The organism is Cobetia sp. 2AS (assembly GCF_029846355.1).
Classification (GTDB): Bacteria; Pseudomonadota; Gammaproteobacteria; order Pseudomonadales; family Halomonadaceae; genus Cobetia; species Cobetia amphilecti.
This window is the reverse complement of sequence record NZ_JARWKQ010000001.1, coordinates 344,505-365,002: the sequence shown is the minus strand read 5'-3', so window position 1 is coordinate 365,002 and position 20,498 is coordinate 344,505. Positions and strand designations below refer to the sequence as shown.

At 64.2% G+C, this 20,498-nt stretch carries 18 protein-coding genes; 2 read left to right on the top strand and 16 right to left on the bottom strand.

Annotation, left to right across the window (positions count from 1 at the left end; translation table 11 throughout):
• Positions 1 to 78: 78 nt before the first annotated feature.
• The 7 genes from fabF to QD356_RS01565 all read right to left on the bottom strand — a co-directional run bounded on the left by fabF (position 79) and on the right by QD356_RS01565 (position 5,824).
• A complete protein-coding gene (gene fabF, locus QD356_RS01595) occupies positions 79 to 1,323 on the bottom strand; it encodes a beta-ketoacyl-ACP synthase II (protein WP_043331892.1) in 1,245 nt (414 codons plus the stop codon).
• Between the two features lie 339 nt (positions 1,324 to 1,662).
• Positions 1,663 to 1,896 (bottom strand): acyl carrier protein, encoded by a 234-nt coding sequence (acpP, locus tag QD356_RS01590; protein ID WP_024950601.1) that lies wholly within the window; start codon positions 1,894 to 1,896, stop codon positions 1,663 to 1,665.
• A gap of 100 nt (positions 1,897 to 1,996) precedes the next feature.
• Complete coding sequence (fabG, locus tag QD356_RS01585; protein WP_043331893.1) at positions 1,997 to 2,740, bottom strand: 3-oxoacyl-ACP reductase FabG; 744 nt, start codon at positions 2,738 to 2,740, stop codon at positions 1,997 to 1,999.
• 60 nt (positions 2,741 to 2,800) lie between these two features.
• A complete protein-coding gene (fabD, locus tag QD356_RS01580) occupies positions 2,801 to 3,763 on the bottom strand; it encodes an ACP S-malonyltransferase (protein ID WP_192838428.1) in 963 nt (320 codons plus the stop codon).
• A 274-nt stretch (positions 3,764 to 4,037) separates the two neighbouring features.
• Entirely contained in the window at positions 4,038 to 5,060 is a 1,023-nt protein-coding gene (gene plsX, locus QD356_RS01575; protein WP_192838427.1) for a phosphate acyltransferase PlsX, read from the bottom strand.
• A 29-nt stretch (positions 5,061 to 5,089) separates the two neighbouring features.
• Positions 5,090 to 5,260 (bottom strand): 50S ribosomal protein L32, encoded by a 171-nt coding sequence (rpmF, locus tag QD356_RS01570; protein ID WP_065392644.1) that lies wholly within the window; start codon positions 5,258 to 5,260, stop codon positions 5,090 to 5,092.
• A gap of 33 nt (positions 5,261 to 5,293) precedes the next feature.
• Positions 5,294 to 5,824, bottom strand: coding sequence for a YceD family protein (locus tag QD356_RS01565; protein ID WP_107335333.1), 531 nt, complete (start codon positions 5,822 to 5,824; stop codon positions 5,294 to 5,296).
• Positions 5,825 to 6,082: 258 nt separating this feature from the next.
• Here QD356_RS01565 and QD356_RS01560 point away from each other — a divergent pair, with 258 nt between their 5' ends.
• Positions 6,083 to 6,679, top strand: coding sequence for a nucleoside triphosphate pyrophosphatase (locus QD356_RS01560; RefSeq protein WP_192838426.1), 597 nt, complete (start codon positions 6,083 to 6,085; stop codon positions 6,677 to 6,679).
• 81 nt (positions 6,680 to 6,760) lie between these two features.
• Here QD356_RS01560 and QD356_RS01555 read toward each other — a convergent pair whose 3' ends face one another.
• From QD356_RS01555 to QD356_RS01545, 3 genes are read right to left on the bottom strand one after another with little or no spacing between them, the layout of a single operon-like run.
• The gene (locus QD356_RS01555) at positions 6,761 to 7,864 is read right to left on the bottom strand and encodes a S49 family peptidase (protein WP_192838425.1); all 1,104 of its coding nucleotides are present in this window, start codon (positions 7,862 to 7,864) and stop codon (positions 6,761 to 6,763) included.
• A 34-nt stretch (positions 7,865 to 7,898) separates the two neighbouring features.
• Complete coding sequence (locus QD356_RS01550; RefSeq protein WP_054555006.1) at positions 7,899 to 8,585, bottom strand: HAD-IA family hydrolase; 687 nt, start codon at positions 8,583 to 8,585, stop codon at positions 7,899 to 7,901.
• On the bottom strand, positions 8,578 to 9,537 hold the full coding sequence (locus QD356_RS01545; protein WP_054555007.1) for an RluA family pseudouridine synthase: 960 nt from the start codon (positions 9,535 to 9,537) through the stop codon (positions 8,578 to 8,580). The genes QD356_RS01550 and QD356_RS01545 overlap by 8 nt, the downstream gene beginning before the upstream one ends.
• Positions 9,538 to 10,573: 1,036 nt before the next feature.
• Between QD356_RS01545 and rne the strand changes: the two genes are divergently transcribed.
• Positions 10,574 to 14,779 (top strand): ribonuclease E, encoded by a 4,206-nt coding sequence (gene rne / locus QD356_RS01540; RefSeq protein ID WP_192838424.1) that lies wholly within the window; start codon positions 10,574 to 10,576, stop codon positions 14,777 to 14,779.
• Between the two features lie 260 nt (positions 14,780 to 15,039).
• Here rne and murB read toward each other — a convergent pair whose 3' ends face one another.
• From murB to msbA, 6 genes are read right to left on the bottom strand one after another with little or no spacing between them, the layout of a single operon-like run.
• Entirely contained in the window at positions 15,040 to 16,119 is a 1,080-nt protein-coding gene (murB, locus tag QD356_RS01535; protein WP_192838423.1) for a UDP-N-acetylmuramate dehydrogenase, read from the bottom strand.
• Positions 16,116 to 16,673: a low molecular weight protein-tyrosine-phosphatase gene (locus tag QD356_RS01530; RefSeq protein ID WP_192838422.1), complete on the bottom strand. Its 558-nt coding sequence runs from the start codon at positions 16,671 to 16,673 to the stop codon at positions 16,116 to 16,118. The genes murB and QD356_RS01530 overlap by 4 nt, the downstream gene beginning before the upstream one ends.
• Positions 16,673 to 17,512: a 3-deoxy-manno-octulosonate cytidylyltransferase gene (kdsB, locus tag QD356_RS01525; protein WP_192838421.1), complete on the bottom strand. Its 840-nt coding sequence runs from the start codon at positions 17,510 to 17,512 to the stop codon at positions 16,673 to 16,675. The genes QD356_RS01530 and kdsB overlap by 1 nt, the downstream gene beginning before the upstream one ends.
• Complete coding sequence (locus QD356_RS01520) at positions 17,512 to 17,706, bottom strand: Trm112 family protein (RefSeq protein WP_043331901.1); 195 nt, start codon at positions 17,704 to 17,706, stop codon at positions 17,512 to 17,514. Before QD356_RS01520 ends, kdsB begins: the two co-directional genes overlap by 1 nt.
• 54 nt (positions 17,707 to 17,760) lie before the next feature.
• A complete protein-coding gene (lpxK, locus tag QD356_RS01515; protein ID WP_054555010.1) occupies positions 17,761 to 18,750 on the bottom strand; it encodes a tetraacyldisaccharide 4'-kinase in 990 nt (329 codons plus the stop codon).
• Positions 18,747 to 20,495 (bottom strand): lipid A export permease/ATP-binding protein MsbA, encoded by a 1,749-nt coding sequence (msbA, locus tag QD356_RS01510; RefSeq protein WP_279876594.1) that lies wholly within the window; start codon positions 20,493 to 20,495, stop codon positions 18,747 to 18,749. Before msbA ends, lpxK begins: the two co-directional genes overlap by 4 nt.
• Positions 20,496 to 20,498 lie beyond the last annotated feature (3 nt).

Below are 20,498 nucleotides of genomic sequence, written 5' to 3'. Positions count from 1 at the left end.
AATGCAGGTGACGCCCCACAGACAAACGCGCCCCCGGATGGGAGCGCGTCTGAGGAGAGAGAACACGAAAGCGTGTGATCAGTCCTTGAGCTTGCCGAACACCAGCGAGCCGTTGGTGCCACCGAAGCCGAACGAGTTGGACAGGGTGTACTCGATCTTCATGTCACGTGCGACGTTCGGCACGTAATCGAGGTTGCAGCCCTCGGCCGGGTTGTCCAGGTTGATGGTCGGCGGCGCGATCTGGTCACGCATCGCCAGCACGCAGAACACGGCCTCGACCGCGCCGGCAGCGCCCAGCAGGTGACCGATCATCGACTTGGTGGAGCTGACCGCCACATCGCGTGCCGCATCACCCAGCACCGACTCGACGGCGAGGCTTTCCGCCTTGTCGCCGGCATTGGTGGAGGTGCCGTGGGCATTAATGTAGTCGATCTGGCTCGGCTCGAGCTTGGCGTCACGGATGGCGTTGCGCATCGCGGCGGCCGCACCACGGCCATCTTCGGGCGGCGCCGTCATGTGGTGAGCGTCGTCGGACATGCCGAACCCGAGCACCTCAGCGTAGATGGTCGCGCCACGTGCCTTGGCGTGCTCGTACTCTTCCAGCACGACGACACCGGCGCCGTCGGACAGCACGAAGCCATCGCGGTCGCGGTCCCACGGACGGCTGGCCGCCTGCGGATCATCGTTGCGGGTCGACAGCGCACGCGCTGCGGAGAAGCCACCCAGACCCAGCGGCGTGGTCGCCATCTCGGCGCCGCCGGCCACCATCACGTCGGCATCGCCATAGGCGATGGTACGTGCGCTGTAACCGATGTTGTGCGTCCCGGTGGTACAGGCGGTGGTGATCGCGATGTTCGGACCACGATAACCGAACTGGATCGCCAGATTGCCGGAGATCATGTTGATGATGGAGCCCGGCACGAAGAACGGCGAGATGCGACGTGCACCGCCCTTCTCCAGCGCCTTGTGGTTGTGCTCGATCATCGGCAGGCCGCCGATACCGGAACCGATGGCGACACCGATGCGCTCGGCGTTGTCTTCGGTGCATTCAATGCCGGAGTCGGTGATGGCCTGGTGGGCCGCCGCGATACCGTATTGGATGAAGAGGTCCATCTTGCGGGCCTCTTTCGGGTTCAGGTACTGACCCACATCGAAGTCCTTGATGGAGCCACCGAAACGGGTATTGAAACCGCTGACATCGAAATGCTCAATGGCCGCGATGCCGCTCTTGCCCGCCTTGATGTTGCTCCAGCTTTCCTCGACGGTATTCCCGACCGGGGTTACCAGGCCAAGACCTGTTACCACTACCCTTCTGCGAGGCATCGTGTCTCCTCCAAAACTATCGAATTGGCACGCCAGGGCCATGGACGCCCGGACGGTAATTGAGCGCATTATACAGAAACCTGGCCATGCGTGGGCAGTCGGTTTTCAAGCGCTTTTCTGGCCACTTTCACGAAGGAATTCCGACACTTGCCACAAGGGGACATTTGTCACGAAGCCCACCGCCTACCACCAGACAATGCGCGCCCTGTCGGCGCGGCATTGCGCAGCACATCCCTGAACGACAAGAGCCGCACTGAGGAACAGTGCGGCTCTTGAACGTACAGACAATTGCATCACGACCATGAGCAACAGGTTGCTCCGTGATCGCTTCAACACACCTTACTGGTGGTTGACGATGTAATCGATAGCTTCCTGCACGGTGGTGATCTTCTCTGCTTCTTCGTCAGGAATTTCAGTATCGAATTCCTCTTCAAGAGCCATCACCAGCTCGACGGTGTCCAGGGAATCGGCGCCCAGGTCTTCAGTGAAAGAGGAAGAGTTCTGGATTTCTTCTTCTTTGGCGTTCAGGCGCTCAGCCACAACCTTCTTGACGCGTTCTTCAATGGTGCTCATTTAACAATCACTCCTAGTGGTACGGAATCCGCAGCTCGAAAAAGCTGGGCGTAGTTTATAGGCCACCCCAAAAGGACGCAACCACGTCCCTGCGTGGGGTTCAGCGCATGTTCATGCCACCGTTCACCTGCAACGTCTCACCGGTAATGTAGCCTGCTGCATCACTGGTCAGGAAGCCGACTGCCGCAGCAATCTCTTCCGGCTGGCCAAGGCGCGCCAGCGGGATGTTGCCGAGCAACGCTTCGTGCTGCGCTTCCGGCAATGCTTCAGTCATGTCAGTGGCAATGAAGCCCGGCGCCACTGAGTTGACGGTAATATTGCGTGACGCGACTTCGCGCGCCAGCGAGCGGGCAAAGCCTTCCATGCCTGCCTTGGCGGCAGCATAGTTGACCTGACCGAGGTTGCCCATGGTCGCGACCACGGACGAGATGTTGACGATGCGGCCGAAGCGCGCCTTGGTCATGCCGCGCAGGCAGCTCTTGCTGACACGGAAGACCGACTTGAGATTGGTGTCGAGCACCGCGTCCCAATCGTCTTCCTTCAAGCGCATCAACAGGTTGTCACGCGTGATGCCGGCATTGTTGACCAGGATGGTCGGGGCGCCGAAGCGCTCGCCGATTTCCTTGAGCACGGCGTCGACGCTGGCCTGATCGGTGACGTTGAGCAGCATGCCCGCGCCTTCGATACCGTGCGCCTCGAGGTCAGCGCCGATGGCCGCTGCCCCTTTCTCGCTGGTGGCAGTACCGATCACGATACGGCCCTGACGGCCGAGTTCACGGGAGATGGCTTGGCCGATGCCACGACTGGCACCGGTCACCAGTGCGATTCTGCGTTCGCTCGTCATCTTGAGTCCTGAGTTGGCTGATCCAAGTCACATGGCCGGCCAGATGGGCCAGCCACGAGCTTACTGATTCTGTTCGGCAGCGGTCTCGCGGGCAAGTTCCAGCGCCGCTTCCAGGCTATCCGGATCATTCACGGCCAGGCCACGTGCCTGACGCTGAATGCGCTTGCCAAGGCCGGTCAACACCTTGCCCGGGCCGCATTCGATGAAGCTGCGCGCGCCACTGTCGAACATGGCATTGACGCAGTCGGTCCAGCGCACCGGCTGATAGAGCTGCTCGATCAGACGCTGACGCAGTGTCTCGACATCGTCATGCGCCTTGGCATCGACATTCTGGATGACGGTATAGCGTGGCGCACGGAAATCGATGGCATTCATCGCCTCGGCCAGCTTGTCGGCCGCCGGACGCATCAGATCACAATGCGACGGTACCGACACCGGCAGCGGCATGGCGCGCTTGGCACCCGCCTCCTGACATGCCGCGATGGCACGCTCGACGGCAGCGGTGCCACCGGCGATGACGACCTGTCCCGGCGCATTGTAGTTGACTGCTGCGACCACTTCACCCTGCGTCGCACTGGCACAGGCGGCTTCGACCTGGGCATTCTCGAGACCGAGAATGGCCGCCATCGCGCCCTGGCCCTGCGGCACGGCAGTCTGCATGGCTTCGCCGCGCAGATTGACCAGCTTGACGCCCTCGGCGAAACCGATCACGCCAGCGCAGACCATGGCGCTGTATTCACCCAGGGAGTGACCGGCCATGCGCGCCGGGCGCGGGCCTTCCAGCTCCTGCCAGACGCGCCAGATGGCGACACTGGCGGTCAGAAGCGCCGGCTGGGTCAGCTCGGTACGATTGAGCTCCTCCGCCGGGCCTTCCTGTGTCAGGTGCCAGAGATCGCGCCCCAGCGCGTCAGAGGCTTCCTCGAAGGTAGTGCGGACCACGCTATAGCGCTCCGCCAGCTCCCGCAGCATGCCGACCTGCTGGGAGCCCTGTCCCGGGAAGATGAGGGCCAGGGAATCTGTCATTGCTGTCACCATTTCCATCTGTTCAGGTGGGACTGACACGGGTCAAGAAACCCGATTTCCACTGGCTCGCAAGCGAGACGACCACTGTCGTGTCTCACGCTTCTGCCAGGGGAAAGCCTGCTTCCTGTCATTTACATCATGCTGCTGTCCTGCGGAGGCTTCCTGCCCCTGATTCCCGCCCGCCTTCACCGCCCGGCCGCGAAGCGCTGGCATTGTCGCACCGTGTGCGCCGAAGCTCGACCCCAACAGGAACAAATCAGACCAATTTACTCATTCAGCGTGAGTATGTGCCTTCCAGGGCCTGCGCCAGGCGCGAGGGCAACTGCTCGCGAGCCTCGCTGGCCGCGCGCGTGACGGCAAAGGCAAAGCCTTCCGCCGCCGCGCCGCCGTGACTCTTCACCACCACGCTCGCCAGGCCCAGCAGGCTGGCGCCGTTGTAGCGCACCGGGTCCAGTTCACGCGAGAGTCGTGTCAGCGCCGGGCGCGCCAGCCAGGCCATAAGGCGCGTGCGCCAGCTGGCCGCCAGGGTCGCCCCCAGCTGCGCCGACAGCATCTGCGCAAGCCCTTCACTACTCTTGAGCACGACATTGCCGACGAAGCCATCACAGACCACCACATCCACCTTGCCGGAGAAGAGGTCGCCGCCCTCGACAAAGCCAAGGTAGTCGAAATCCGACTCGCTGCCAGCCAGCAGGGCGTGCGCTTCCTGCACCTGCGCCGTCCCCTTGACCGACTCGACCCCCACGTTGAGCAGCCCCACTCGTGGACGCTCGACCGCGTCGATGAGGCGGCTGCGCATCGCGCCCATGCGGGCGAACGCCAGCAGATGGTGCGGTGCGACATCGACGTTGGCGCCGAGATCCAGCAGGCTGCAGGCGCGCGCGCCGCGCGTGGGCACCGCGGCACAGATGGCAGGTCGCTCCACCCCTTTCACTCTTCCCACTTCGCGCATGCCCAGCGCCATCAAGGCGCCGGTATTGCCGGCACTGACACAGGCATCCGCCTGGCCGTTCGCCACCAGGCCCAGGGCCTGAGACATGCTGCTGGGCTCGCGACTGCGCAAGACGCGGGACGGGCGAGCATCAGACGCGACAATGCCGTCGACAGCGAGTGTCTGAAGGCGATCACGAACACGGGAGAGTGAAGCAGGGAGGGAGTCTAACTCGGCATCCAGTAGATGCTGCGGGCCGACCAGGATGGCGCTGAGTTGCGAGTCTCGCAACAGCGCACTGGCCGTGCCCCGTAACGTAGCGCGGGGACCGAAGTCCCCGCCCATCGTATCGATGGCGATACGCACGGCGTTACGCCGCGCGCTGCATCAATGCCTTATGCATCAACGACTTTGCGGCCACGGTAGAAACCGTCGGCAGAGACGTGGTGACGCAGGTGAACTGTACCGGTTTCCTTGTCCTGGGACAGGGTCGGTGCAGTCAGGGCATCGTGGCTACGACGCATGCCACGCTTGGAACGAGTTTTGCGGTTCTGCTGAACTGCCATGGGGATTACTCCAATCTTGTCGACAAATTGAGTTCAGTGCTTGTCCTTCAGGGTGCGAAGCACACTGAATGGATTCACAGCGGGTGCGTCCGAGGCCTCGGGTTCCACACCGCTGGCCAGCTGGTCGCGAGAGACGGCACAATCGGCCTCCTCGTGGTAGACCACCTGCGGCAGGACCAGGAGCACTTCATCCTCGATCACTGTCAGGAGATCCAGCTGTTCGTTTTCCACCACTACCGGCTCGTACTCACCGGGCAGCTGCGCCGCCAGCGCATCGCTGGTTACCAGACCCAACAGGAACTCGCTGGAAAGCGGCTCCGGCTCGGTGGGTCCCAGACAACGCTGACATAGCAGACTTGCCTCGAAGGCGATGGAGCCTTCGATGAAGCTGCGACGTTGAGTGTCGATGTCAAAGGTCATGGAGACGCTGACGTCCCCTTCCTGAGCACCGATGGCCTCAACAACACGGGGCATGTTCGCCAGTGGAATCACGCCTTCAAGGCGTTTACCCGCTGACGCCAGCCGGTAGGGCTCGACCTTGGTCGGCAGTCTTGTGGTCAACATAGGCGCGCCATAATAGGGATTCCCCCTCCCGGTGTCAAAATGCATGAGCAACTTGTTGCTTTTGCCAGCCCCCTCACCATCACGCTTTCACGTCGATATGCGACAACTGACACTGGGCTACACGTCCAGCGCGCGATTGTACGCGCCTGACGCTTCAATGCCGAGAGGATTTACGGCATCCTGCAGCCCTTGTTTTTCAAATACTTGCCGCGCGCCGACCAGCCAATGCCCGCAACGCGCCCCGACGGGAGAGCCATGATGACTCCACTGGTCCTGGCGTCCAGCTCACGCTGGCGTCGTGAACTGCTTGAACGCCTCGGGCTGCCCTTCACCTGGACAGCCCCCAGTATCGATGAGACGCCGCGGCGCGAAGAAAGTGCCGAGACACTGGTCCATCGTCTGGCACTCGGCAAGGCCAACGCCGTGGCGGATGCCTACTCCCACCACCTGATCATCGGCAGCGATCAGGTCGCCGTCTTCGAGGGCGAGATACTTGGCAAGCCAGCGGATCTGTCAGCCGCACGCACCCAGCTGGCGCGCTTCTCCGGACGTCGCGTGCGCTTCGTGACCGGCCTGGCGCTGATCGACACCCGGTCCGCGCGTCACTGGGTCTGTCATGAAGACTACGAGGTCGTCTTCCGCTCCCTGACCAGCGCCGAGATCGAACGCTACGTCGAGCGCGAACGCCCCCTCGACAGCGCCGGCAGCTTCCGCATGGAAGGCCTGGGCATCACGCTCTTCGAGCGTCTCGAGGGGCGTGACCCCAACAGCCTGATCGGCCTGCCGCTGATTCGCCTGTGCGAACTGCTGCGCGAGGCAGGCGTCGACCCTCTGCTGGATGCGCCGCACTCCTGAGTGGCGCCGCGCCCCCGAGAGACACCGTAGCCCTGAGAGATACCGCGGCCCTGAGCGACGAGAGCTGCGGCCCTGACTCGCCTACCAGGGCAGGCGGTAGCTGACCGGCGACACCGTCGTCTCGAGCCCCATCGCACTGGCCATCACACCGGCGAAGCGCCGCGTGAAGCGCTCGAAGGGGTCCTGACGCGGCGTGTAATCGTGCAGCTCCGCCTCTGGCGTCAGCTCCGCCGCCAGCTCTTCCAGCGTGCCGGTACGATCGACCAGCCCCAGCCCCCGCGCCTGCTCACCGGTCCAGATCAGCCCCGAGAACAGCTCGGGATCGTCCTTGAGGCGCTCACCGCGCCCGGCCTTGACCGCCGCGATGAACTGCTGGTGCGTCGTGGCCAGCACGCTCTGCCAGAAGGCGCGCTGGTCCGGCGAGATTTCCGAGAACGGATCAAGAAACGCCTTGTTGTCTCCCGCCGTGAACACGCGACGCTCGATATCCAGCTTCTCCATCGGCCCCTTGAGCCCGAAGCTTGAGGAAATCACGCCGATGGAGCCCACCAGGCTCGAGGGTGCCGCGATGATCTCGCCGGCGCCGGCCGCCATGTAATAGGCACCACTGGCGCCCAGGTCTTCAATCACCGCGATCACCGGCTTGTCGCCCCGCTCACGCAGCCGCATCAGCTCGTCATAGACGCGCTGGGACTGCACCGGGCTGCCACCAGGCGAGTTGATGTCGAGCACCACCGCCACGGAGGCCGGTGACTCCCAGGCCGCGCGCAGCCCCTTGATGATGCGCTCGGCATTGGCTTCACCGTCCGCTTCGATCACGCCTTTCACGCGCACCACGCCCAGATGCTGCTCGCCGGGCAGCGCCGCTGGCTGGCTGCCGAGCGTGAACAGAGTCACCGAGGTCGCGATCGAGGCGATGAACAGCAAGGCGAACAGGAAGCGGAAGAACAGCTTCCAGCGCCGCGAACGACGCTGCTCGGTGACTACGCCCTGCACCCAGCGGTCCATCATCTCGAGCTGCGCGGTGCGCTCGCGCGCCTGCCAGTCCACCTCTCGCTCGGAGGCGTCAGCCGCGCCCTGTCCACTCATGCCCTGTCCACTCATGCCCGGCCCGCTCAAGCCCGCTTCGCTCTCGTCCTTGCCACCCACGCCTTCACGCCAGGGATCCTGCGGCCTGTCACTCATCGATTGCTGCTCCTGTGCTGGGCGATCGCGGCCGTTACCTGGCCACGTACAGCCAATCCATCAATTCATCGAAATGCGAGACGATGCGCTGCGGCGCACAGGCCTCAAGACGCGGCACACTGTGTACGCCGTAGTCGACACCGACACTGTGCATGCCCAGGGCACGCGCCATCTCCAGATCATATTCGGTATCGCCGACCATCAGCGCCTCATGCGCCTCAACGTTCAGCTCGGCCAGCAACTCCTCGAGCATGCGAGGGTGCGGCTTGGACAGCGTCAGGTCCGCGGTGCGCGAGGCATGGAACCAGTCACCGCAGTCATGGGCCGTGAACATGCGGTCCAGCCCGCGCCGGCTTTTGCCCGTCGCGACGGCCAGCAGCTGCTCGGGATGGCGACGTAGACGCTGGATGCCGGCCTCGACACCGGGGAAGAAGTCCAGCGGCGTGGTATCGACCGCCACGAAATGCGCCTTGTAGGCCGCGACCAGCGCCTCGCACTGCTCGGCCGTCGCCCCCGGGAACAGGCGCTCCATGGCTTCAGGCAGCCCGAGCCCGATGATGTCGCGCGCCGCATGGGCAGGCAGCTCGCCCATGCCCGTCGCCAGCGAGGCCGCCTGCAGGCAGTCGACGATACGCGCTTCTGAATCCATCAGGGTGCCATCCCAATCGAAGATGACCAGGCGATAGCGCGGCTGCGGCAGTCCTGCAGTGAGATCAGTCATGACGAGCTCCCAGCTCTCTGGCAGTGGCGAGAACGCGCTTCATCCGCTTGTCCAGCGGTGCGCGCACGGTGACGGTTCGCCCGTCGATCGGATCAGGAAAGCTGAGTTGGGCGGCATGCAGGAACAGGCGTTCCAGCCCGACCTTCTTCGCCAGGGCATTGCCGCGCTCGGTGCCGTACTTGGTATCGCCGAGCAGCGGGTGCCCGGCATGCACCGAGTGCACGCGAATCTGGTGGGTACGCCCGGTAATCGGCTCGGCCTCGACCAGCGTCATGCTCGGGTAGGCCTCACGCACCGCGTAGCGGGTGCTGGCCGTCTTGCCGGCCTCATCGACGCGCACCCGCCGCTCACCATTGCCACCGTCGTAGCGCTCCAGCGGTGCGTTGACGTAATCGCGGCGTGAATCCCAGCGCCCCTCGACCAGCGCCAGATACAGCTTGGTCATCTTGTGGGCCTTGAGGTCGGCATTGAGCTGCAACAGCGCAGCCCGCGACTTGGCCAGCAGAATGCAGCCGGAGGTATCACGGTCCAGGCGATGCACCAGCTCCAGGAACGGCAGGTCGGCGCGAATCTGGCGCATGGCCTCGATCAGGCCGATCTTGACGCCGCTGCCGCCGTGCACGGCAAGCCCCGAGGGCTTGTTGATGACCATGAAGTCATCCGTCTCGCGCACGATGCAGCCCGCCAGCACCTCGCGCAGGTTGTCACTGACTTCCTGCACGGCGGCTTCCGGCGAGAGGCGCAGTGGCGGCACCCGCACCAGATCGCCCGCCTGCAGGCGGTAATCGACCTTGATGCGCTTCTTGTTCACGCGCACTTCACCCTTGCGCACGATGCGATAGATCAACGCCTTGGGTGCGCCCTTGAGGCGGGTACGCAGAAAGTTGTCGATGCGCTGCCCGGCCAATTCCGGGGCAACCTCGATCCACTGGACTGATTGGCCTTCGGCCATGTCGCACTCCTTTCCGGCCCCGCCTTCGCGCGGCCTGCTCATCTTGTTGCCGTGCGCCTGGGCGCACTCAGACCGGTCATTCTACGGTGTCATGCGACCAATGGGGAATCATCGTGCCATATGCCGCTCTCATCCGCGGCTCGCCGGGCCTCGTATCTCGGGCGATGTAGCGAAGCGTTTGATCTGGCAGCTGAATTGCTGGTACATACCTTTACTGGTATATTCGAGCGCAGTGAGATGGGCCTTCTCTATATGCCCGATCATCGTCTCCGCAGCCCTGTCACAGCGGCCGGAAAAACGGCGCACCCGGCACTTCAACAAGGTGCTTCACGCCGGCGGAGAGGGTCAGATGGCCCGCAATGAAGCAACGCGCACCGACATCAGCACCGTGCAGGTCACGCAAGCACCCTGTTGTCATCTACCCTGTCGGTAGCGTGCTGTCCCGCGCATCGCACCTGTCAATCACAGGCAGCGAAGGCCGCCCCAAGGACAGTCATTCGCGGCCAGTGGCCAGACCAACAGCTGACGCAAAACATCGATGTCGCTCAGGTCTCACAGGACCTGATGACGATATCAGCGGGCGCGGAACGCATGACGCCGCGCGCCGCAGCGCAATCGCCCTTCGAGCCTTCGTTGCAGACTCCACGAGATGATGTCGCGGGAGCCCGAAAGCCGCCTGCGCAGGCAAGACAGCAAGACGCCCAGTCATTCATGGGCCAACGACACAAGACCGCTCGGGCATGAAGCCCGGGTAATCATTCGATATCCGTGCCGAAGGCCGGCGTCGATGAATCGGCAAATGCCAGGTGTTAGGGAAGAGACCGCAGGGCCGGAGGAGTACAAATCCCCGCAACACGTCCTGCCTCTTCCAAGTACTCAACATGATCATGCCGCATGTGGCCCGTCCACGGACTTGCCTGCATGCGAAAAACGCATTCCACGACATGCGCTGAGCACAACACGAAGCGGAAAACGGTTCCTCGTCGCCGACGCACAATGCGGCTGCCCTTCGGCACGCCCAGTCTAGCGAGACGACATGAAACGGATGCTCATCAACGCGACCCAGCCGGAAGAGCTGCGCGTCGCACTGGTCGACGGACAACGCCTTTACGATCTCGACATCGAGTCCGGCGCCCGCGAACAGAAGAAAGCCAATATCTACCGCGGCAAGATCACCCGCATCGAGCCCAGCCTCGAAGCCTGCTTCGTCGACTTCGGCGCCGAACGCCACGGCTTCCTGCCGCTCAAGGAAATCTCCCGCGAGTACTTCTCCAAGGACCCCGGCCAGGGCCGTCCCAACATTCGTGAAGTGCTCAAGGAAGGCCAGGAAGTCATCGTCCAGGTCGACAAGGAAGAACGTGGCAACAAGGGCGCCGCCCTGACCACCTTCATCAGTCTGGCCGGCCGCTTCCTCGTGCTGATGCCCAACAACCCGCGTGCCGGTGGTATCTCCCGCCGCATCGAGGGCGAAGAGCGCGCTCAGCTGAAAGAAGCGATGAACAGCCTGACCCTGCCGGACAAGATGGGCGTCATCGTGCGCACCGCCGGCATCGGCAAGAGCGCCGAAGAGCTGCAGTGGGACCTCGACTATCTCGCGCAGGTGTGGGACGCGGTGACCAAGGCCGCTTCCAGCCGCCCTGCCCCCTTCCTGATCTACCGTGAATCCAACGTCATCATCCGGGCCATGCGCGACTACCTGCGCAATGACATCGGTGAGGTGCTGATCGACTCCCCGGAAGTCCAGGAAGAAGCGCTGTCCTTCGTACGCCAGGTGATGCCGAGCTACCAGCAGAAGATCAAGCTCTACGAAGACGATGTACCGCTGTTCTCGCGCTTCCAGATCGAATCCCAGATCGAGACCGCCTACCAGCGTGAAGTGAAGCTACCCTCCGGTGGCGCCATCGTCATCGACCATACCGAAGCCCTTGTCTCCATCGACATCAACTCCGCTCGCGCCACCCGCGGCAGTGATATCGAGGAAACCGCGCTGCAGACCAACCTGGAGGCCTCCGACGAGATCGCCCGCCAGCTGCGTCTGCGCGACATCGGCGGCCTGGTGGTAATCGATTTCATCGACATGACACCGGCACGCAACCAGCGTGAGGTCGAGAACCGTGTGCGCGACGCGCTCAAGATCGACCGCGCTCGTGTCCAGATCGGCCGCATCTCACGCTTCGGCCTGATGGAAATGTCGCGTCAGCGCCTGCGCCCCTCTCTGGGCGAGACCAGCGGCGTGGTCTGCCCGCGCTGTGACGGCCAGGGCACCATCCGTGACGTGCGCTCCATGGCGCTCTCCATCATGCGTCTGATCGAAGAAGAGGCCATGAAGGAGCGCAGCTCGCAGATCCGCGCCATCCTGCCGGTGCCGGTCGCGACCTACCTGCTCAACGAGAAGCGCGCCACGCTGTTCGACATCGAACGTCGTCAGGGCGTGAATGTCGTGCTGCTGCCGAACCCGGAGCTCGACACGCCGCACTACGAAGTCGTGCGTCTGCGTGACGACCACGTCGATGAAGACGGTGCCGACAAGTCCAGCTTCGAGCTGTCCGTCGAGACCGAAGTCGGCAAGGAACCGGATCCAAACTTCGACAAGCCGCCGGCGCGCACTGAAGCGGCCGTCAAGAGCGTGTCCCACACCACGCCTGCCCCGGTTGCCGCACCGGAAGCGCCTGCCGCAGCGCCCGCAGCCGTGGCCGAGAGCGCTGACAGCAGCAATGACAGCGATAGCCGTAACGGCAACGGCAAGAACAACGGCAATCGTCGTCGCAACGGCAGCGGCAGCAGCAACGGTCGCAACCGCCAGGAGTCGCGCAACGAGTCTCGTAATGACACTCGCAGCGAAGGCCGCAACGACAGCCGTCAGAGCTCGCGCAATGACAACCGTCAGAGCAACCGTTCGAGCCAGGGCAATGACACCCGCGCTCAGGCCAGCAAGCAGGAAGTCGTGACTCAGTCGTCAGCCCAGACTCCCGCCAGGACTGCCGCTCCGGCCACCGGTGGCGGCCTGCTGTCGCGCCTGGCCCGAGGCTTCAGCCGCCTGCTGGGCAATGACAGCGACACCGCCGTGCCAGCCAAGTCCAGCGAAGCCCGCAAGGCACTGGAAAAGGCCCGCGAGCGTCGCGAGACCGTCAGTGAAGCCAGCGCTCCGGCAGCGGCTCGCAACGACTCCCGCAATGGTCGCAACGCTGAACGTAGCAACGATCGTAACAACGACCGCAGCAATGACGGCCGTGGCAACGAGCGTGATGACAACCGCAAGGACTCCCGTCGTCGCAATGACAACGCGTCACGCAACAACGACGGCGAGTCACGCAACAGCGGCAACGATTCCCGCGGCAACGACGCTGACAGCAGCAGCCAGAACGATGGCCGCAGCAACAACAAGCGCCGTCAGCGCAACGACCGCGGCAACCGTCGCAAGTCCAACGAGTCGCGTCAGGACAGCCAGCAGGAAATCGTCACCAACGACAGCAAGCCGCAGGCCGAACCGGAGCAGACGCCGCAGGCTGACAACAGCCCGAAAGCCGAAGCCAGGAGCAGCGACAGCCAGAACGCCAAGGCCGACAACGCCAGCAAGCGCGACTCCGGCAAGCGCAGCGACAAGCCGGCCCGTGGTGAAAAACCGGCCAAGACTGACAAGGCCGAGCAGGTCGACAGCAAGCAGGCACGCGAGTCCATCAAGGCAGCCGAACAGGCCGAGCAGGTGGAACAGCAGGTCAGCAGCGAAGACCAGCAGACCCGCAACAACCCGCGTGTGCGCAGCCGTCAGCACGCTCTGAACCCGCAGGCGGTCGAAGAGCAGAAGTCGCTCAAGGCCATGACACTGGCAGGCCCGCAGGCCACCGCTGCTCCGGCAGCCGCTACTTCGGCAGCCACTGCGGTACCGGCCATTGCCGAGGAAGGTGCCGAAGCCGTCAGCGCCACTACCGCTGCTCCGCAGGGCGAAGCCAATGCCCCGCAAGGCATGGAAAGTGCCCCGCAAGGCAACGACAGCGCCTCGCAGGGCGAAAACAGCACCGCTGCACAGGACGCGCCGGCCAGCGCCGAGCAGTCTGCCAGCGCAGACCTCACGGCAGCCGTTGCACCGGAAGTCAGCGAGCCGAGCAACGAGGCGCTGAAAGAGACGGTAGCCCCTGAGTCAGCGGCATCCGATGCGCAAGCGTCTGAGTCTGAGCCAGCGACAGCGGAAGTGCCCGAGCCAGTCGTCGAAGCGCCGATCGAAGCACCTGCCGAAGAGGCGCCCGAAGCGCCTGCCACTGGCGCTCACCAGGCGCAGAAGACTGAGCAACACGCCGCCCAGCGCACTGAGCAGCACGCCGTCCAGCAGCCAAGCGTGCACCAGCCGCAGGCCAGCGCAGCTGACGACGCCGTCGACACGCCGGCCGTCACCGCGGCAGAAGTCGCGCCGGAAGCCGCGGCCGATGAGCAGTCGCTGAAGGAAAGCGTGACCAGCGAAGCCGCTGTGCCTGAAGCGCCAGCCGCCGCCGAGCAAAGCGTCCAGGCACCGGCCGCCGAAGCGCAAGCTGCCGAGCAGACCGAAGCTCAGGCACCTGTCGCTGAAGCAGAGGAAGCGGTCGCCGCTGAAGCCGACACTGCCAGCCAGCCTGCGCAGCCTGTGGCGGAAGAACCTGCCTTGGAAGAAGCAGCCACTGAACAGCCTGCACAGGAGGCCGCGCACGAAGAGGCTCCTCAGCAGACTGAGACCAGCGAGGCGAAGGTGACGCAAAGCGCTGACGTGGCCAGCACTGAGATTGAGCCTGCCGTCAGCACTGAGCGCACCGCAGATACTGTCGCTGAAGCTGCGGAAGGCTCTCAATTAGCTGAAGGCTCTGATTCTGCTGACGGCTCTGATGCTACTGCTGAAGGTGCCGAAAGCGCCGTCAACGTCAGCGCCAGCGTCGAGAATGCGCCGGCCGAGGCAGCGTTCGCGACTGCCGAACGTCACGACAATGTCGCCGTGGCGCAAGCCGTGAGCGACGACTCCCATACAGGGGAAGTCGCTGACAGCGAGCACAAGCAGGCACCGAGCGAGCAAGGCGAGACGACAGCGGCAGAAGGCGTGCAGCAGGACAGCACGCAGCCAGCCACCGAGACCCGCCGTCGCCGTGGCGAACGCGCCTACAACGATCCGCGTGAAGTGCGTCGTCGTGAGCGTGAAGCTGCCGAACGTGCTGCCGCACAACAGGCCAGCGCAGAGACTCAGGACACGACCGCTCAGGATGACAGCAACACGTCTCACTGAGTCCTGAGGCTGGCGCCCTGCCCCTGCCGTCGCTCTGCCGCCCCTTTCAGCCACCAGCGCTGAAGGGGGGCGACAGAAAGGCAGCAAGACAGGGTCTGCCAGCCGCTCCCGTTGAGCAGCAAGTCAGAACCAAGCGCTGAAAACAAGAACGCCCCGCAGGCAAGCCTGCGGGGCGTTCTTGTTTTCAGTGCATGCTATTTTCAGCGCCTGGTGTGCGTGCCTTCACTTCAGCGCAGGTCTCATGTGCACGACTCTGGGCCTCAGCCCTCGGGCATCATCCCAAGCTCGCGCGGCTCCTGCTCGAGCCAGACACCGAAGCGGGCGTGGACGGCCTCACGCACCTCCTGCGCCAGTGCCAGCAGCTCCGTGACGGCACCCTCACCGAAGTGCACCAGCACCAGCGCCTGCTGAGCATGTACGCCGACATGGCCTCTGCGCGCGCCCTTGAGACCACATTGATCGATCAGCCAGCCTGCTGCCAGCTTGATGCTGCCATCGGCCTGCGGGTAATGCGGCAAGCTCGGGAAGCGGGTCAGCAGCGCCTGGGCCTCAGCCTGGGGAAGCTGCGGATTCTTGAAGAAACTGCCGGCATTGCCCAGTTGCGCGGGGTCGGGCAACTTCTCACTGCGCGTGGCAATCACCGCCTGGGCGACCTGCAACGGCGTCACCTCCTCCCCTTGCGGCAACGCCGCACTGACGCGCTGGGCGAGATCACCATAACCGAGCCGGGGCGACGCCTGGCGCGATACCTGCAACTCCAGACGCGTGATCAGCACGCGATGCTCAAGCGCGCCCTTGAAGATGCTGTCGCGATAGCCGAAACCGCATTCCTCGCGATCCATCCAATGGCAGCTGCCATCTTCCAGCGACATGACTTCCAGGCGCAGCAGATGGTCTGCCAGCTCGACGCCATAGGCGCCGATATTCTGGATAGGCGCCGCACCGCAGCACCCGGGTATCAGTGCCAGGTTCTCGTAGCCCCACCAGCCGGCGGCGGCCAGCTCCATCACCAGGGCATGCCAGCGCTTGCCGGCCTCGACGGAAACCGTGGCCGTCAGGCCGTCTCCTGCCGGCGTGATGGTGACCTCATCAAAGGCCGGACGCATGACATGGGCATCCAGCCACGGCAGCAATACCAGATTGCTGCCGCCGCCGATCACCACCAGACGCTCACCAGCCTGCCGGGAGGCCAGCACCTGCGCCCTGGCCGCCTCGATGGTGTGTGGCTCGCTCAGGGCGCGGGCACGCGCCGAGAAGCCCAGCGTATTGCAGCCATCCAGCGCCACCCCCTCACGTTGCGAGGTGTCGCCAGCGTTCTGATCACGGGATACCTGAGTCATGAGCGCGCCCGCGCCGTGGTCGCCGCAGGCAGTGCCGCAATGAGCGCCTCGCAGGCCACATCGATCAGATCCAGCACACGCTCGAAGGCATCGGGGCCCCCGGTGTAGGGGTCCGGTACCTCACGACTGCCCGCTGCCAGCGCGGGCAGCGGGGTCGGCAGCAGGTCCAGCAGGCGACCGATCAGCGCCTGATCACCACCGTTGCTGCGCGCAGCCAAGGCACGGGTATCGGCAAGATTGGTGTCGTCCATCACCAGAATCAGATCGAAGTCGTGAAAGTCCTGGTCGCACAACTGACGGGCACGCAGCGTGCTGATGTCGTGTCCGCGCTTGGCCGCATGCGCGATGGCCCGCGAATCAGGCTGACCGCCGACATGCCAGTCACTGGTGCCGCAACTGTCCACCGTGACGACCTGATCCAGACCATGGCGCGTCAACGCCGCACGCAACACGCCTTCGGCACTCGGTGAGCGGCAGATATTGCCCAGGCACACCATCAGGATGCGCTCCAATGGCGCCTGACGCTGGACCAGTTGCTCAAGAAGCTCGCTCATCAGGCCTCTCCGCTCTCGCTGCCTGCCGCTGCTTGCGCCAGCCAGTCACGCACGCGCTCGAGATCCTCCGGCGTATCGACACCGGCTGGGTGCGCCGTGCAGGCAATGGCCACCTGGATGGCATGACCATGATGCAGCGCGCGCAGCTGCTCGAGCTGTTCGAGCTGCTCCAGCGGGGCCGGCAGCCAGTCGACGTAATCGGTCAGGAAGCTGGCACGATAGGCGTAGAGGCCGATATGGCGCAGCCAGGAATCGGTGGCCAGCATGTCCGGTGGCGTGGTGAAGTGCTCGCGGTCCCACGGGATAGGCGCACGCGAGAAGTACAGGGCACGCCCGCGCAGGTCACGCACCACCTTGACCACATTGGGATTGAACAGGCTGTCGACGCTGGCGATCGACTCCGCCAGCGTGGCGATCGAGGCGCCCTCGTCTTCCTCGAGGCGTACCGCCACCTGATCGATCAGCGCCGCCGGCAGCAGCGGCTCGTCGCCCTGGACGTTGACCACCAGGGTCTCGGGGGCCAGCGCCAGCAGCGTGACCACCTCGGCAAGGCGGTCCGTCCCGCTGGGATGATCGCCACGCGTCATCACCACCTCGGCCCCGAAGCCTTCACAGGCCTCACGGATGCGCTCGTCATCGGTGGCGATCACGACCCGGCTGGCCTGACTGGCGCAGGCATTGCGCCAGACGTGCTCGATCATCGGCTGGCCATGAATGTCCGCCAGGGGCTTGCCCGGCAGGCGTGAGGAGTTGAAACGCGCCGGAATCACGACCACGAAGCCGGACTCGCCCTCTGAACGGCTGTCGTCTGCCTGCCCCTGCTGCAGAAGGTCACTCATCAGCCGCGGCTCCCCTTGAGCTTCTCGTCGGCATCCATCTGGCGCGCTTCTTCTTCCAGCATGACGGGGATGCCGTCGCGTACCGGATAGGCGAGGCCATCGTAGAAGCACTTGAGCTCGGCGTTCGCCGCATCATAGGTCAGCTTGGCCTGACACAGCGGGCAAACCAGTAGCGCGAGCAGTTCCTTGTCCATCGAGACATCTCCGGAATAACAGCAGAAAAGAAAGAAAATTCAGCGATCAAGCACTCAGAGCGCCTCAAGGCGTTTGGCGAGCCAGTCCACCAGCGCCTGGTCCGGACGCGCCTCGACATCCAGCGCCCAGCAGCGCTCATTGGCGAAGCTGCGACACTTGACGGCGTCCTTGGCGGTCATCACCACGGGCAGATTGTCGGAAAAGCGCAGATCCGTCGGCGTGAAACGATGGTGGTCCGCCAGCGGACGCGGCAGATGCTCGACCCCGAGGTTGGTCAGGGTGCGGAAGAAGCGCTGCGGATTGCCGATACCGGCCAACGCATGCACCTGACCGCTGAACGGCAGCTGATGGGCAGGATAGCGCACGTCGTCGATAAGGTGGCGCCAGTGGACCGGCGTCAGCTTCATGCAATGCGATTCCACCGGCAGGCGCGAGCAGTCGATGACACCGTTGGAGATCACCGCATCGACACTGGCGAGGCGCGACAACGGCTCGCGCAGCGGCCCGGCGGGCAGGCAACGCTGATTGCCGAAGGCACGCTCACCGTCCACGACCACCAGCTCGATATCGCGCCCCAGCGCATGATGCTGCAGACCGTCATCGGAGAGCAGAATGTCGCAGCCCGCGGCAATCAGGCGCCGCGCCGCGCTCGGGCGATCCGGATCGACCGCCACCGGCAGGCCGGTCTGCTGGGCCAGCATCACCGGCTCATCGCCGGCATGCTGAGGATCGGTATCGGCCTGCACGTAGAGGGGATAGCGCGGCGAATGCCCGCCGTAGCCGCGCGAGATGATGCCCGGGCGCCAGCCCTGCTCGCTCAACCAGCGCCCCAGCCAGGCGACCAGCGGCGACTTGCCGGTACCACCGACGGTGATGTTGCCGATCACGATCACCGGCACCGGCGCCTTCCAGACCTCACGCTTGCCGGTGAGATAGGCGTTGCGCTTGCGCGCCACCACATTCTTGTAGACATGTTCCAGCGGGCGCAGCAGATGAAGCCAGCCGGCGCCGCGATACCAGGCGTCTACCAGTCGTTCACTCATGCGTCTGCCGTCTCCCGGAACTGGATGCGATGCAGCGCGGCATAAGCACCTTCCTGAGCAATCAATGATTCGTGGGTGCCGTCTTCGATGATCTCGCCATCATCCATCACCAGGATGCGGTCCGCCTTCTCGATGGTGGACAGACGGTGGGCGATCACGAAGGTCGTCCGGCCCTGACACACTTCCTCCAGCGCGCGCTGGATATAGCGTTCGGATTCGGTATCCAGCGCCGAGGTGGCCTCATCCAGCACCAGGATCGGCGAGTCCTTGTAGATGGCACGAGCGATGGCGATACGCTGGCGCTGACCACCGGAGAGCATCACGCCATTGTCGCCGACGATGGTGTCGTAGCCTTCGCTCATGCGCTCGATGAATTCGTGGGCATAGGCCGCGCGCGCCGCCTCTTCCACCCGTGCCTTGTCGACCTCACCGGTGCCATAGGCGATGTTGGCGGTCAGGTCGGCATTGAACAGGGTGACATTCTGCGAGACCAGCGCGATCTGCTGACGCATCGGGCGCAGCTTGAAGTCCTCGATGGCGACATCGTCGATCAGGATGCGGCCGGTGGTCGGTGCGTAGAAGCGCGGCAACAGGCTCATCAATGTCGACTTGCCCGACCCCGAACGCCCGACGATGGCGACCATCTGCCCCGGCTTCACCTCCAGATCGATGCCCTTGAGCACCTCCGGCTGATGGTCTGCATAGCGGAAGTGGACATTGTCGAAGCGCACACGGCCCTCGAGGCGACCCTCGGGTACCAAAGTGCCGTTGTCCGGCTCTGCCGGCGTATCCAGCAGGCCGAACAGTTCTTCCGAGGCCGCCATGCCCTTCTGGATCTCGCCATTGACTTCGGTCAACTGACGCACCGGCTTGGCCATCATCGAAGCGGCGGTGATGAAGCCGACGAACTCACCGGCACTCATGCCGGCCATCAGTTCCGGCGCCATCGCCAGCCACACCAGCGTGGCCAGTGCCACGGCGATCAACAGCTGGATGACCGGCGTGGCGGTGGCCTTGGTCAGCGCTTCCTTCATCTTCTGCTCGCGGTTGTACTCACTGACCGCCGCGAAGCGTGCCTTCTCGTAATCCTCGGCACCGTGGGTACGCACGACACGATGGCCGGACAGCGCCTCGGAGGCCACGTGGGTCACCTCGCCCATCGAGCCCTGGATACGCTTGGAGAGCTTGCGGAAACGCTTGCTGGCATAGCTGACCACCCAGCCGATCAGCGGCGTGACCGCGATGAACACCAGCGTCAGCTTCCAGTTGGTCCAGAACAGATAGCCCAGCAGGCCGAGCACGAAGAAGCCTTCGCGCAGGATGATGGTCAGCGCCTTGGTGGCCGCGCCGGTGATCTGCTCGACATGGTAGGTGACGCGCGTGATGAGATGGCCGGTGGAGTTCTCGTCGAAATAGCGCCCCGGCAAGTGCAGCATGTGGTTGAACACCGTGGTGCGCAGGGTGTGGACCACGTTGCGCGCCACATCACTCATGCAGTAGGTGCCCAGGAAGGTGCCGACGCCGCGCACGGCGAACATGCCGATCACGAACAGCGGCAGGAACAGTCTGAACTGGGCGTCAGGATTCTGAATGCCGTCGATCAGGCGCTTCATCATCTCGGCCAGCGCCGTACTCGAGGCACCGTAGATGATGTAGCCGACGACGGCGGCCAGAAACATCTTCCAGTACGGGCGAACATAGCCGAGCAAGCGGCGGTAATGAATCCAGGTGGAGTCGCGACTCACGGG

Excerpts from the sequence above, each read along its gene's own strand:
- acpP (WP_024950601.1), bottom strand. The coding sequence starts at position 1,896 with ATGAGCACCATTGAAGAACGCGTCAAGAAGGTTGTGGCTGAGCGCCTG.
- lpxK (WP_054555010.1), bottom strand. The coding sequence starts at position 18,750 with ATGAGTGAACGACTGGTAGACGCCTGGTATCGCGGCGCCGGCTGGCTT.
- fabD (WP_192838428.1), bottom strand. The coding sequence starts at position 3,763 with ATGACAGATTCCCTGGCCCTCATCTTCCCGGGACAGGGCTCCCAGCAG.
- fabF (WP_043331892.1), bottom strand. The coding sequence starts at position 1,323 with ATGCCTCGCAGAAGGGTAGTGGTAACAGGTCTTGGCCTGGTAACCCCG.
- rne (WP_192838424.1), top strand. The coding sequence starts at position 10,574 with ATGAAACGGATGCTCATCAACGCGACCCAGCCGGAAGAGCTGCGCGTC.
- QD356_RS01520 (WP_043331901.1), bottom strand. The coding sequence starts at position 17,706 with ATGGACAAGGAACTGCTCGCGCTACTGGTTTGCCCGCTGTGTCAGGCC.
- QD356_RS01530 (WP_192838422.1), bottom strand. The coding sequence starts at position 16,673 with ATGAGCGAGCTTCTTGAGCAACTGGTCCAGCGTCAGGCGCCATTGGAG.
- QD356_RS01565 (WP_107335333.1), bottom strand. The coding sequence starts at position 5,824 with ATGTTGACCACAAGACTGCCGACCAAGGTCGAGCCCTACCGGCTGGCG.
- QD356_RS01545 (WP_054555007.1), bottom strand. The coding sequence starts at position 9,537 with ATGGCCGAAGGCCAATCAGTCCAGTGGATCGAGGTTGCCCCGGAATTG.
- murB (WP_192838423.1), bottom strand. The coding sequence starts at position 16,119 with ATGACTCAGGTATCCCGTGATCAGAACGCTGGCGACACCTCGCAACGT.
- QD356_RS01550 (WP_054555006.1), bottom strand. The coding sequence starts at position 8,585 with ATGACTGATCTCACTGCAGGACTGCCGCAGCCGCGCTATCGCCTGGTC.
- fabG (WP_043331893.1), bottom strand. The coding sequence starts at position 2,740 with ATGACGAGCGAACGCAGAATCGCACTGGTGACCGGTGCCAGTCGTGGC.
- kdsB (WP_192838421.1), bottom strand. The coding sequence starts at position 17,512 with ATGAGTGACCTTCTGCAGCAGGGGCAGGCAGACGACAGCCGTTCAGAG.
- QD356_RS01560 (WP_192838426.1), top strand. The coding sequence starts at position 6,083 with ATGACTCCACTGGTCCTGGCGTCCAGCTCACGCTGGCGTCGTGAACTG.
- rpmF (WP_065392644.1), bottom strand. The coding sequence starts at position 5,260 with ATGGCAGTTCAGCAGAACCGCAAAACTCGTTCCAAGCGTGGCATGCGT.
- QD356_RS01555 (WP_192838425.1), bottom strand. The coding sequence starts at position 7,864 with ATGAGTGACAGGCCGCAGGATCCCTGGCGTGAAGGCGTGGGTGGCAAG.